General features: G+C 64.4%; 9 protein-coding genes and 1 tRNA gene. 5 read left to right on the top strand and 5 right to left on the bottom strand.

Annotated features, from left to right (window positions below; genetic code table 11):
• Positions 1-100: 100 nt before the first annotated feature.
• Positions 101-988, bottom strand: a complete 888-nt coding sequence (locus ACP146_RS24470; RefSeq protein ID WP_422369374.1) for a LysR substrate-binding domain-containing protein — start codon at positions 986-988, stop codon at positions 101-103.
• Positions 989-1,118: 130 nt separating this feature from the next.
• On the opposite strand from ACP146_RS24470, the gene ACP146_RS24465 reads away from it, so the two are divergent.
• Complete coding sequence (locus ACP146_RS24465) at positions 1,119-1,337, top strand: hypothetical protein (RefSeq protein WP_422369373.1); 219 nt, start codon at positions 1,119-1,121, stop codon at positions 1,335-1,337.
• On the opposite strand, the gene ACP146_RS24460 is transcribed toward ACP146_RS24465, so the two are convergent.
• Positions 1,325-2,650, bottom strand: coding sequence for an MFS transporter (locus tag ACP146_RS24460; RefSeq protein WP_422369372.1), 1,326 nt, complete (start codon positions 2,648-2,650; stop codon positions 1,325-1,327). The genes ACP146_RS24465 and ACP146_RS24460 overlap by 13 nt on opposite strands.
• 366 nt (positions 2,651-3,016) lie before the next feature.
• Here ACP146_RS24460 and ACP146_RS24455 point away from each other — a divergent pair, with 366 nt between their 5' ends.
• Positions 3,017-3,331 carry a YbjQ family protein gene (locus tag ACP146_RS24455; RefSeq protein WP_422369371.1) on the top strand — a complete coding sequence of 105 codons (315 nt, stop codon included), beginning with the start codon at positions 3,017-3,019 and terminating at the stop codon, positions 3,329-3,331.
• 159 nt (positions 3,332-3,490) lie between these two features.
• On the opposite strand, the gene ACP146_RS24450 is transcribed toward ACP146_RS24455, so the two are convergent.
• Both ACP146_RS24450 and ACP146_RS24445 read right to left on the bottom strand, forming a co-directional pair.
• The gene (locus ACP146_RS24450) at positions 3,491-8,356 is read right to left on the bottom strand and encodes an NAD-glutamate dehydrogenase (RefSeq protein ID WP_422369370.1); all 4,866 of its coding nucleotides are present in this window, start codon (positions 8,354-8,356) and stop codon (positions 3,491-3,493) included.
• Positions 8,357-8,733: 377 nt separating this feature from the next.
• A complete protein-coding gene (locus ACP146_RS24445) occupies positions 8,734-8,940 on the bottom strand; it encodes a hypothetical protein (protein WP_422369369.1) in 207 nt (68 codons plus the stop codon).
• A gap of 71 nt (positions 8,941-9,011) precedes the next feature.
• Between ACP146_RS24445 and ACP146_RS24440 the strand changes: the two genes are divergently transcribed.
• Positions 9,012-9,923 (top strand): LysR substrate-binding domain-containing protein, encoded by a 912-nt coding sequence (locus ACP146_RS24440; protein WP_422369368.1) that lies wholly within the window; start codon positions 9,012-9,014, stop codon positions 9,921-9,923.
• Between the two features lie 105 nt (positions 9,924-10,028).
• On the opposite strand, the gene ACP146_RS24435 is transcribed toward ACP146_RS24440, so the two are convergent.
• A tRNA-Gly gene (locus ACP146_RS24435) sits at positions 10,029-10,103 on the bottom strand.
• 192 nt (positions 10,104-10,295) lie between these two features.
• Here ACP146_RS24435 and ACP146_RS24430 point away from each other — a divergent pair.
• Together ACP146_RS24430 and trxA are read left to right on the top strand one after the other, a co-directional pair.
• On the top strand, positions 10,296-10,838 hold the full coding sequence (locus ACP146_RS24430) for a prolyl-tRNA synthetase associated domain-containing protein (protein ID WP_422369367.1): 543 nt from the start codon (positions 10,296-10,298) through the stop codon (positions 10,836-10,838).
• A 214-nt stretch (positions 10,839-11,052) separates the two neighbouring features.
• Positions 11,053-11,988 (top strand): thioredoxin, encoded by a 936-nt coding sequence (trxA, locus tag ACP146_RS24425; RefSeq protein WP_422369366.1) that lies wholly within the window; start codon positions 11,053-11,055, stop codon positions 11,986-11,988.
• Positions 11,989-12,012 lie beyond the last annotated feature (24 nt).

Below are 12,012 nucleotides of genomic sequence, written 5' to 3'. Positions count from 1 at the left end.
CGGATCATGTTCTGACGAAACCACTTCGTGGTTGCGCCAAAACATGTGAATCCGATCGACATCAAATGGCTAGGGCAAGGCCGGGGCGCCTTGGATCGGCTTACTCCGCAAAGCGTTCCACCAGGAAATCGACGAAGCACCGCACCCTGGCGGAGAGATGACGGCCGGGCGGATAGACCACGCGGATGGCGCTGTCGGGTCCGTGGTACTGCGGCAGCACCTGGACCAGCCGCCCCGCCTTCAGGTCCGGCCCGATCAGCCAGAGCGGCAGGAGCACAAGGCCGATACCGGCCAGCGCCGACTCCCTCAGGATCATGGGGTTGTTGGTCTCCAGGTTGCCGCTGACCGTGACCATGGTTTCATGCCCGGAGTCGTCAACGACATGCCAGTCGTGGCGCTGCGCCCGATAGGTGTAGACAAGGCAGTTGTGATCGGTGAGTTCACCGATCCGCCCGGGCGCCCCCTTGGCGTGGAGATAATGCGGCGCCGCGGCGATGACCCGGCGGTTGGTCGCGAGACGGCGGCCGATCAGGCTGGAGTCCTCCAAGTCGCCGATCCGCAGACCGACATCGAAGCCTTCCTCGACCAGGTTCACGAAGCGGTCGTTCACGTCGACATCGACCGCCAGCTCGGGATAGCGGGCGAGAAACTCCGGCAAAACCGGCATCATATGGAGAATCCCGAAACCGGTCGGCAGGCTGACCCGCAGCCGGCCGCGAGGCGTCGCGCGCAGGCTGGAGACCGCCGCCGCCGCGTCTTCCAGGTCGGCCAGGGCGCGGCTCGCCCGCTCGTAGAAAGCCGCTCCCTCCTCGGTCAGGCTGAGACGCCGGGTGGTGCGGTTGAACAGGCGCACCGCCAGACGGTCCTCAAGCCGCCCGATCTGCTTGCTGACCGCCGAGGGGGTCAGATCCAGGGCCCGCGCCGCCGCCGAGAAACTGCCTTCGCGCACCGTTCTTACGAAGACCGGGAGTCCTTCCAAGCCGTCCATTACACCCTCATTTATGCCGTTCAGGCATAAATAATATGCCAATGAGCCAGATTATCAAACAAGAGGAATTAACGTAGCTTTACAGCAGATCGGGGCCGCTTGGCCTCGCCAACCGTCAGGAGAAGCGATCATGACCCAAGCTTCGATACCTCAGCCGCCGATATCCACAGCAATCGATCTGCAACGGCCCGGCGCCTTGACCCCCGCCCAGTTGGAGCGTGCGCTTGCCCGGGGCCGGCATCTTCAGGGGATGGCGGTGCGCAGCGCCTTTTCGCGGCTGTTCAGTCACCTCTTCCCTGCGGCCTCGCCGCGCGACCGGACACTCGGCCGGAAGACTCAAGCCTGCTGAGCGAAGGGCGTTCCGTCGGCCTGGGGATCGCGGATCCCCCACAGTAGAGCGAGGCCGGCAACAAAGAAGATCAGGATCGTCGCCATGCCGGCGCGCTGGCTGTCGGCCATAACCGTCACCCAGCCGACCAGGGCCGGGCCCAGAAAGGCGGTCGCCTTGCCGGAAAGCGCATAGAGGCCGAAGAACTCGGCGCGCAGATCCGGCGGCGCAATCCGCGCCATGAAGGAACGGCTGGCCGTCTGCGCCGGGCCGATGAAAATGCCGATGGCGCAGCCCAGCAGGTAGAACCAGAGCCGGCTTTCGATCACCAGGATGGCGGCGCCGAGCAGCGTCAGCGCCGCCACCGACACAAGGATCGTCGTCTTGGCGCCGACCAGGTCGTCGAGCCAGGCAAAGCCGAAGGCGCCGATCCCGGCGGTCACGTTCAGCAGGATGCCGAAGATCAGAATCTCCTGGAAGCTCATGCCGAAGGTGCCGGCGGCATAGATACCGCCGAAGGCGAAGAGCGTGTTCAGGCCATCGGTGTAGAGCATGCGGGCGATCAGGAACCGCCCGGTCTGGCCGTGCCGCGGCAGGGCGCGCAGAGTCTCCCAAAGGCTCGCCAGTCCGGCCCGCACCGCGCCCGCCGGTTTGAAGGGCCGGCTTTGCTCGCGGGTGAAAACAAACAGCGGTACGGCAAAGACCAGAAACCACAGGCCGACAAAAGGCCCGGTGATCCGCACCTCCTCGGCAAGCGATTTATCCAAGCCGAAGAGCGGCACCTCGGGCATCACGAAAAGCACCAGGCAGAGACCGAGGCAGAGCAGGCCGCCGAGATAGCCCAGCGCACCCGCCCAGCCCGACAGCCGGCCGAGATGGCTGGGCGGCGCGATATCCGCCAGCATGGCGTTGTAGAAGACATGGCCGAATTCAAAGGCCGCATTGCCGATGGCGACCAGCAGCAGGGCGGGCAGGATGAACCGCGGGTCCGGCTCGATCCACCAAAGCCCGATGGCGGCCGCGACGGCGATCAGGGTGAAAGTGCCGATCCAGGGCTTGCGCCCGCCGCCCTGGTCGGCAATAGCCCCCAGCACCGGGGCCAGAACCGCCAGCACCAGGCCGGAAATCGACAGCGCCGCACCCCATTGGCCGGTGCCCAATTCCGGCGACTCGGCGACGCCGCGGGTGAAATAGGCGGCAAAGACAAAGGTGACAATGACAGTGGGGTAGGAGGAGTTGGCCCAGTCGAAAAGACACCATGCCGCTGCTGCCGCCCGGCGGCCGCGCCAGGGCGAGGCCGTGGCGACGCCGGGTTCTTCTGAATCACTGGCCATCGCTCGCCTCCCAGCCGCGTTCCGAACTAGAGCGCTTTCCGATCTTACACGATCATTTGACCGGAGCAGGCTTGTTCGCCGGCCAGGCGAGCGTCGCGCGGTGATGCTGGTGCATCACAAGCGGCGCTCAACGCCACCGGCGGGCAAGGATGCCCGGCTCTGCAAGTGACGCTTTGACGCCCCTGGGCGTGCGTTGCGACCCTTGCCCGATGCGCTGCATCGCGCCGCGGGCCGCGCCTGCTCCAGAGACGTCAAAGCGCCATCAAATGGCCATATAAGATCGGAAAGCGCTCTAGCAGCTTTCCGACGCCCGCTCAAGCTGTGTAGGCTGACGCATCGAAGAGTCGCCAGGGAGTGAATAGGGCAATGCTGATCGTCACCACCGACACCATCGAAGGCAGAGAAGTCGCCGACTACCTCGGAATCGTTTCCGGCGACGCCATCGTCGGCGCGAATATCTTCCGCGATGTTTTTGCCCGGGTGCGCGATGTCGTCGGCGGGCGCGCCGGCGGCTACGAAAAGGCTTTGCGGGGCGCCAAGGAGCACGCCCTGGAGGACATGGTGAACGAGGCCCAGGCGCGCGGCGCCGATGCGGTGCTCGCCGTCGACCTCGACTACGAAGTGGTCGGCGATTCGATGCTCATGGTTTCCGCCAACGGCACCGCCGTGAAGCTGAAGTAGCAGGTCCGACAAAGCCTCGGCGCCGGGATGCTTCGAGACGACCGCTGCGCGGTCTCCTCAGCATGAGGCTGACAGCTTGGAACCGGATATGACGCCCTCATCCTGAGGAAGCCCCGAATAGGGGCTGTCTCGAAGGATGGCCGGAGCTACAGAGACGCCTCAGCCGGAGACCATGGACTTCAGTTGACGGTTGGCCACCGCCAGCATGGCGAAGTCCGGCGCCGCCGATGTCTTCAGTTCCTCCAGCAACTGCTCGGTACGATTAACCAGCGGCGCCCGCTGGACCGACCAGTTGTCGATCACCTTGTCGGTCGCGGCCCGCGCCGCCTTGCCGCCCTTGCCGCCGCCGCCGTTCAGGACGCGGGTGGTCAGCTCGCTCTGGTGGCCGTAGAAGTCGTCGATGATCGCGGTGACCGCCAGTTTGTCCCAGGCGGTATCGGTCGGCAGGCGGCCGGCGGAACGGCGCAGCCAGTCGAAGCCGAAACGGTCGCCGATCTTGAAGTAGGCCTCGGCCACCTTCTCCACCGGCAGCTTCAGGGTTCCCGCAATCCGCACGATGTCGCAGACCGGCGCCAGGAAAGACAGGCTTGCGATCCGCTGGGCCAGGGCCTTGGGCGCCCCCTGTTCGACGAGCTGGCGGCTGCGCTCGACCAGGAACCCCCGGTCGCTGGGGGACAGCAGACTTTCGATGCGGTCCACCAGCGTCGCGACGCCCTCGCCGTAGTTTTCGATCTCCGTGGCGATGTCCAGGGAGGCGCCGACCTCGCGCAGGAACCAGACCGTCTCCCGCTCGATCAGACGGCCGGTGTCGACCAGCATGCGCGCCTGCAGCAGCGCCGGCACCTTGTTGTCCAGGGCTTCGATCTGCTCCCAGAGTTTGCGCATACCGAAAATCTCGCGCGTGACGATATAGGCCCGGGCGATGTCCTGGGAGGCCATGCCGGTCTTCTCGCGGACCTCGTGGATGAAGTTGATACCAACCCGGTTGACCAGGTCATTGCTGACGACGGTCACCACGATCTCGCGCTTCAGACGGTGACGCCCGATCTCATCGGCATAGGTCGCACGCAGGGGTTTCGGGAAGTAGGTCACCAGATCGTCTGCGAAGTAAGGATCGTCGGGCAGTTCCGATTCCAGCAGTTCGTCGTAGAGCACCAGCTTTGAATAGGACAGCAGCACCGCGACCTCCGGCCGGGTGAGGCCTTCGCCGCGCTTCATGCGCTCCAGGATGACTTCGTCGTCCGGCAGGAATTCGATGTCGCGGTCCAGGAGGCCGTCTTTTTCCAGCGCCCGCATGAAACGGGCGAAGCGGTCGAGCAGGTGGGCGCCCAGTTCGTGGGTCACCGTGATCGCCTGGCTCTGCAGGTAGTTGTCCCGCAGGCACTGCTCGCCGACCTCTTCGGTCATCTTCTCCAGCAAACGGTTGCGCTGCTTGCGGGTCATCTGGCCCGAAGACTCGACCGCGCCCAAAAGGATCTTGATGTTGACCTCGTGGTCGGAACAGTCGACGCCGGCGGAGTTGTCGATGAAGTCTGTGTTGCTGCGCCCGCCGGCCTGGCCGTACTCGATGCGGCCGAGCTGGGTCACACCCAGGTTGGCGCCCTCGCCGATCACCTTGGCGCCGACCTGGCTGCCGTTGATGCGGATCACATCGTTGGCGCGGTCGCCGACATCGAGATGGCTTTCATTGTCCGCTTTCACATAGGTCCCGATGCCACCGAACCAGAGCAGCTCAATATCGGCCAGAAGCATGGCCTGGATCAGCTCGTTGGGGGTGACGCTGTCCTTGGTGATGGCGAAGAGTTTTTTCATCGGCGCCGAGACGGCCACCGACTTGGCCGAGCGGTCGAAGATGCCGCCGCCCTTGGAGATCAGTTCCTGATTGTAGTCGTTCCAGCCGGAGCGCGGCAGATCGAAGAGCCGCTTGCGCTCCTGCCAGGTCCGCGCCGGGTCGGGATCGGGGTCGACGAAGATGTGCATGTGATTGAAGGCGCCGACCAGCTTGATGTGCTTGGACAGCAGCATACCGTTGCCGAAGACGTCGCCGGACATATCGCCGCAGCCGATGCAGGTGAAGTCTTCATTCTGGATGTCCTTGCCCAGTTCACGGAAGTGGCGCTTCACCGACTCCCAGCCGCCGCGCGCGGTAATACCCATCTTCTTGTGATCGTAACCGGCCGAGCCGCCGGAGGCGAAGGCGTCGTCGAGCCAGAAACCGTAGTCAGCCGAAACCCCGTTGGCGATGTCGGAGAAGGTCGCCGTGCCCTTGTCCGCGGCCACCACCAGATAGGGATCGTCGCCGTCATAGCGCGTCACCTGCTTGGGCGGCATCAGGCGATTGCGTTTCAGGTTGTCGGTGATGTCCAGCAGGCCGCGGATGAAGGTCTTGTAGCATTCGATGCCGGCGGCCAGGAAGGCGTCGCGGCCGGCCTCGGGCGGCGGCGGCTTCTTCATAACGAAACCGCCCTTGGAGCCGACGGGCACGATGACCGTGTTCTTCACCTGCTGCGCCTTGACCAGGCCCAGCACCTCGGTGCGGAAATCCTCCTGCCGGTCGGACCAGCGCAGCCCGCCGCGGGCGACCATGCCGAAGCGCAGATGCACGCCTTCGATGTCCGGACTGTAAACGAAGATCTCCCGCAGCGGCTGGGGCTGCGGCAGTTCTTCGATCGCGCGGGAATCGAACTTGAACGAGCAATAGACCTTCTCCCCGCCGTTCTCGGCGGGCTGGAAGAAGTTGGTCCTGAGGGTGGAGAGGATCAGGTTCAGGTAGCGCCGGATGATGCGGTCTTCATCCAGGTTCGACACCTGATCGAGCAGGCCGTTGATCGCCGTGACGATCTTCTTGCTCTGCCGCGCCGAGGTTTTCGCCTTGGCCGGATCGAAGCGCGCCAGAAACAGGTCGACCAGCAGGCGGGTGAGTTTCGGATTGCGCGCCAGGGTGGCTTCCATATAGGCCTGACTGAAGGGGATGCGCGCCTGGCGCAGGTACTTGCAGTAGGCGCGCAGGATGATCACTTCGCGCGCCGTCAGCCCGGCATGGAGAACCAGCTTGTTGAAACCGTCGTTCTCCATTTCGCCGTGCCAGACCCGGGCAAAGGCATCGTGGAAGGCATCGCGCACCGCATCCAGATCGATGGCCGCCGCGCCCTCGGCAAGCATGTCGAAGTCGTGCATCCAGACCGGCTTGTCGCGGTCGGGAATCTCGATATCGAAGGGCACCTCGCCGATCACCCTCAGCCCCATGTTTTCCAGCATCGGCAGGATGTCGGACAAGGGTACCGGCCGGTCGAGAATGTAGATCTTGAAATGCAGCAGTTCCGGGTCGCCGTCTTCGGGCCGGTAGAGGTTCATCGCCAGGTCGCGGCGGCTGATCGCCTCTTCGATCCTTTCGATGTCGAAGACCGCGGTGGCGGAATCGAAGTGGCGTTGATAGCTCGGCGGAAAGGAACGCTCGTAGCGCATGCGGCGGCGAATACCCTTTTGCTCGCCGTGCTCGGCCACCAGGGCTTCTTCCAGAAGATCGCTCCAGGAGCGCGAGGCCTGCACCAGATCCTGTTCGAGCTTGTCCAGCTTGACCGGCGGAATCTTGCCGGGCTTGGTCTTGATGATGAGGTGCAAACGGGCCAGCACCTCGTCGCTCATCTGGGTCGAGAAGGCCGCACAGTGGCCGTCGTAGGCCTTTGCCAGGATATCCTGCAGCTTGCGGCGCAGACCGGTGTCGTAACGGTCGCGGGGCACGTAGACCATGCAGGAAACGAAACGCTCGAAAGGATCGCGGCGCACGAAAAGGGCGGTGCGCTGTCGTTCCTGCAGATGCAGCACGCCGGTGGCGATATCGCTCAGCTCCTCGACAGGAATCTGGAACAGTTCATCGCGCGGATAGGTTTCCAGAATGTGCTCCAGCGCCTTGCCGTCGTGGCTGCGCGGCTCGAAGCCGGACATCTTCATCGCCGCGGCGATCTTCTGGCGCAGCAGCGGAATGACGGAAGGCGAGCGCGAGTAGGCGATCGAGGTGAAGAGACCGACGAAGAGACGCTCGCCGATGACCTCTCCCTTCTTGTCGAACTTTTTCACCGCCACGGTATCGAGGTGGACCGAACGGTGCACGGTGCTGCGCCGGTTGCCCTTGGTGATGCGCAACAGTTGCTGCTTGCGCACGAAGTCACGGACCTCCGGCGGCAGCTTGCCGAGATTGCGCAGGCCGTCGAAGACCCGCACGTCCGTGCTGCGCAGTACACCCAGGCCGCTGTTCTTGCCGATTTCGGTCACCGCGTTGCCGCCGCGCCCGTGAAAACTGAACTCGCGATAGCCCAGGAAAGTGAAGTGGTCGTCGTTCATCCACTTCAGGAACTCAAGGCCCTCGGAAATTTCGCCCACCGGCAGCATCGGCGGGGAGGTTTCCAGCTCCGCAATCACCTCGGTGCAGCGCGCGCGCATCAAAGGCCAGTCTTCGACCGAGGCCCGGACATCGCAGAGCACGGACTTGATACCGGCGGCGATCTTGGCGAGCTGGGCGTCGGTCTGTTCGCTGATCTGGATCTGCATCACCGATTCGCGGGCCGGCGCGACCGCCCCTGGGGACGTGGTCGCCTTGGCTTCGGCGAGCCGCATGAGCTTGCCCTGATCATTGCGCCGCAGCGCCATGATCGGGTGGATCACCAGATGCAGGGCGACATCGTGACGGTTGATTTCCGCGGTGACCGAATCGACCAGGAAAGGCATGTCGTCGTTGATGATTTCGATGATGCTGTGGGCGGAGGTCCAGCCGTCGGCCTTGACGTCGGGGTTGTAGGCCCGCACCGATGCCTTTCCCGGGCGGCGGGACTGCAGCCTGTCCCAGAGCGCCAGGGCACCGCCCGCCAGATTGGCCGGCGTTTCACCGCGAAGGTCGCTGGGCGGCACGTTGGCGAAAAACTGGCGGACGAAGTTTTCCGCCGCCTTCGACTTCGATGCGCCGAGCCGTTTGCGCACCCCCTGCAAGACCTGACCGATGAGTCGCGTCTGTGCTCCGCTGCCTGCCATGGCGATATTCCCCCTACCGCGAACCTTCTCGTGAGACTCTTTTTCCGACCGTGACGTTACATGACCATCCCAAGCGTACCGTATGGCCGAGTCGCGGCACCTGAACGGGATGACTAGAGGCTAAACCATTATGCACGCAAAGGTGAACGAAGGATTTGTTCGCGCACGATGCTTTGTGCACTTTTTGCGCAGGATGGGCGCGGCGGCACAACCGTCTTTGTTGTGACCCTTTGTTGTGACCCTTTGTTGTGACCGCGGGGCAGAGAGATTCACCCGGCGCTGCCTTCGTCCGGCGACACGGCTTCGCATCGGGGAAGGCTTCGAGCATGGCTCGTTAATGACGGAGCAATGCCGACTCCGGCCGCAGAAGACTGCTGTTAGTCGTCGCTGAAGGCGCGGGGGTCGAAAGGCAGATCGTCGAGCGCGCGCTGCGACATCGCCTGCAGGTCCGGGTGCGACAGTGGGTCCCGCCGCCAGGCCGCCTGCTGCGCAAGATGCAGGTCGCCCTGCTTGGCAAAGCGGGCCAGGAGGCCCGAAAGCGGGTTCTGCCAATGCTGCCAGAAAAGATCCAAATTCCAAACCATGCCTATAGATATGGCGGGCTGGAATTTGAAAATCACTCGCATTTTTTGCTATGGGACTATAGTTTTTCTATATGAAAGAACTGAACCAGCTACCCCTGAACGGGCTGCGCGCGGTGGAGGCCGCCGGGCGTCTCGGCAGCCTGACGGCGGCGGCGGGTGAACTGGGCGTTTCCCTCGGCGCGGTCAGCCAGCAGGTGCTGAAGGCGGAAGCCCAGCTCGGCCAGCCGGTTTTCTTCCGCGCGCCCAAGGGCCTGCAGCCGACGCCTTTCGGCAGCCAGGTGCTCACCCATCTGAGCGCGGGCTTCCGTCATCTGGCGGCGGCGGCCGCCCTGGGCCGCGCCGCCGCCGTGAACACCCTGACCGTATCGGTGCCCCCGGTGCTGGCCGCGAAGTGGCTGGTGCCGCGCCTCAGCCGTTTTACCGAACGGGCCCCGGACCTGAAGCTGCGGATCGATGCCTCGCCCGATCTCGCCGACCTCGATCATTCCGACATCGACGTCGCCATACGCATCGGCAAAGGCGACTGGCCCGGCGTCAAGGCCGCCCATCTGATCGACCAGGTGGTCTTTCCGGTCTGCAGCCCCGCCGTGGCCGGGACCCTGGCCAAGCCCGAAGACTTGGCGAAAGTCCCGGTTCTGCAGGACCACGGGTCGATGTTCACCTGGGAGGCCTGGCTGGCGCCGGAAGGGCTGAGCGGCCTCACGCTGACGGAGGGATCGGTCTATTCCGACGCCTCCCTCTGCCTGCAGGCCGCCATTGCCGGACAGGGAATCCTGCTGGCCTGGCCGACCCTGGCGGCCTATGCCATCGCCGACGGCCAGCTCGTCGCCCCTTTCCCCGGCCGGCACAAGACCGGCCTCGCCTACTGGCTGGTGACCTCCGCGCAGCGCCGGACACCCGACAAGCTGAAGGTTTTCGAGGCCTGGCTGCGCGCGGAGTTCGAAGCCTTCGCCGAGGCGGACGAAAAACCGGCAGTGAAGTGACCGCTCGCTGTTCTGGCCCTTCAGCCTGCCCGGCGGCCGCCGCAACGAAAAAAGCGCCCCCTTCACTGAAGGAGACGCTTTGACGCCGCGAAATCCGCGAGAAACTGGAGCGGGCGATGAGATTCGAACTCACGACCCCAACCTTGGCAAGGTTGTGCTCTACCCCTGAGCTACGCCCGCATCGGCGAAGCGCGGAGATACCGCCTTTCGCCGCGCTTTGCAAGTCCTGCTTTTGACTATCGGGACCGCCCCGACAACGGATTTCCCGCTTGCCCGACCCGCAAACCCAAGGCTATTAGCCATTTGCTACGCAAGGCTTAACGGCGGCGCCCTTTAAGGGACGCACCATCCGCTGCAGGACAGGAGAAAAACATGGCCGAGACCGGCACCCCGCAAAGCCCGGAGCAAAGTCCTGAGGCGGCCCTGCCGACGGCGCCCGAAAGCCTGCTGGCGCGGCTTGAGGCCCTGGGCATCGACGCCAAGACCGTCAGCCATCCGCCGGTTTTCACGGTCGAGGAGGCCAAGGCCCTGCGCGGCGAACTGCCCGGCGCCCATATCAAGAACCTCTTCCTGCGCAACAAAAAGGGGGCCATGTGGCTGGTCACCTGTCTGGAGGACCGGGCCATCGACCTGAAGGATCTGGGCCGGCGGCTCGAAGCCGGGCGCTTTTCCTTCGGCAGCGCCGACCGGCTGATGACCTATCTCGGCATCCTGCCCGGCTCGGTCACGCCCTTTGCCGTGATCAACGACAAGCAACAGGCCGTCACCATGGTGCTCGACAGCGGCGTGATGGACCATGACCTGGTCAACTGCCACCCGCTGATGAACGACCGCACCACCGCGATCAGCCCGCAGGACCTGATCCGCTTTCTGGAAGCCGAAGACCATGCGCCGCAAATGATCGACCTGGGATAAACAATCGACCCGGGATCAGGACAGGGGATAAGGACGCGGGAGAGGCCTGCGGCCAGGGAACGCGGCAGGTGGACTTGCCTATTGGGGGCAAAGCAGCCATTTATTGGACAGGATCAAGGGCTTTGAGGGCCTAACGGGCCTTCTCGCGGGGCTTTTCCGCGTAGAAGCCGTCAATAACAATAGTTTCAACCAGCAGTTAAACGGAAAACCAAGCATGGAACCGATCATCGGCGACGCAGCCGCCCCGGATATGGCGGGGGAAACGCCGGGCGACATCGTCAAAGACAGCTCTCAGCAGAGCTTCGCCCAGGACGTTATCGAGGCCTCTATGAATGTGCCCGTGATCGTCGACTTCTGGGCCCCCTGGTGCGGGCCCTGCAAGCAGCTGGGGCCGATGCTGGAAAGCGCCGTCAAGGCGGCGCGCGGCGCCGTGCGCATGGTGAAGATCAACATCGACGAGAACCAGCAGCTTGCCGGGCAGTTGCGCATCCAGTCGATCCCCACGGTTTACGCCTTTTTCCAAGGCCAGCCGGTCGACGGATTCCAGGGCGCCCAGCCGGAGAGCGAGGTGAAGGCCTTCGTCGAGCGGCTGCGCCAGGCCGGTGAGGCCGGTAAGGGGCCGAGCCCCATCGAGCAGGCCATCGAGCAGGCCCAGGCGGCGCTGGAAGCCGGCGACGCCGGCGCGGCTTCGGCCCTGTTTTCCCAGGTCCTGCAGCACGACGCGGAAAATCCCGAGGCGCTGGCCGGCCTGCTGGCCTGCTATCTGGCGGCCGGCGACCTGGAGACCGCCCAGGAGATGTTCGAGGGCCTGACCGACGAACTGCGCCAGCACCCCGCTTTCGCCTCGGTCGCCGCGCAGCTGGACATCCAGGCCCAGGCCGGCGATGCCGGCGAAATCCCCCAGCTCATGGAAAAGGTGGCCACAGACCACAACGATCATCAGGCGCGTTTCGACCTCGCCATGGCCCTGCACGGCAGCGGACAGCAGCAGGCCGCCGCCGACGAGCTGTTGGAAATCATGCGCCGCGACCGCCAGTGGAACGACGACGGCGCCCGCAAACAGCTCCTGACTTTTTTTGAGGCCTGGGGCCCGACCGATCCGCTGACCATCGAAAACCGGCGGCGGCTCTCGTCGCTGCTGTTTTCCTAGACTGCCTGTTCCCAAGCCTTCGCC

The sequence above is a fragment of the Pelagibius sp. genome (assembly GCF_965249265.1).
Lineage (GTDB): Bacteria > Pseudomonadota > Alphaproteobacteria > Kiloniellales > Kiloniellaceae > Pelagibius.
Note: the sequence above shows the minus strand (reverse complement) of the source record. Positions and strands in the feature narration are given on the sequence as shown.

Bases quoted from the DNA above. Each gene is read 5' to 3' on its own strand.
- ACP146_RS24450 (WP_422369370.1), bottom strand. From the start codon at position 8,356: ATGGCAGGCAGCGGAGCACAGACGCGACTCATCGGTCAGGTCTTGCAG.
- ACP146_RS24455 (WP_422369371.1), top strand. From the start codon at position 3,017: ATGCTGATCGTCACCACCGACACCATCGAAGGCAGAGAAGTCGCCGAC.
- ACP146_RS24445 (WP_422369369.1), bottom strand. From the start codon at position 8,940: ATGGTTTGGAATTTGGATCTTTTCTGGCAGCATTGGCAGAACCCGCTT.
- ACP146_RS24430 (WP_422369367.1), top strand. From the start codon at position 10,296: ATGGCCGAGACCGGCACCCCGCAAAGCCCGGAGCAAAGTCCTGAGGCG.
- trxA (WP_422369366.1), top strand. From the start codon at position 11,053: ATGGAACCGATCATCGGCGACGCAGCCGCCCCGGATATGGCGGGGGAA.
- ACP146_RS24440 (WP_422369368.1), top strand. From the start codon at position 9,012: ATGAAAGAACTGAACCAGCTACCCCTGAACGGGCTGCGCGCGGTGGAG.
- ACP146_RS24465 (WP_422369373.1), top strand. From the start codon at position 1,119: ATGACCCAAGCTTCGATACCTCAGCCGCCGATATCCACAGCAATCGAT.
- ACP146_RS24470 (WP_422369374.1), bottom strand. From the start codon at position 988: ATGGACGGCTTGGAAGGACTCCCGGTCTTCGTAAGAACGGTGCGCGAA.
- ACP146_RS24460 (WP_422369372.1), bottom strand. From the start codon at position 2,650: ATGGCCAGTGATTCAGAAGAACCCGGCGTCGCCACGGCCTCGCCCTGG.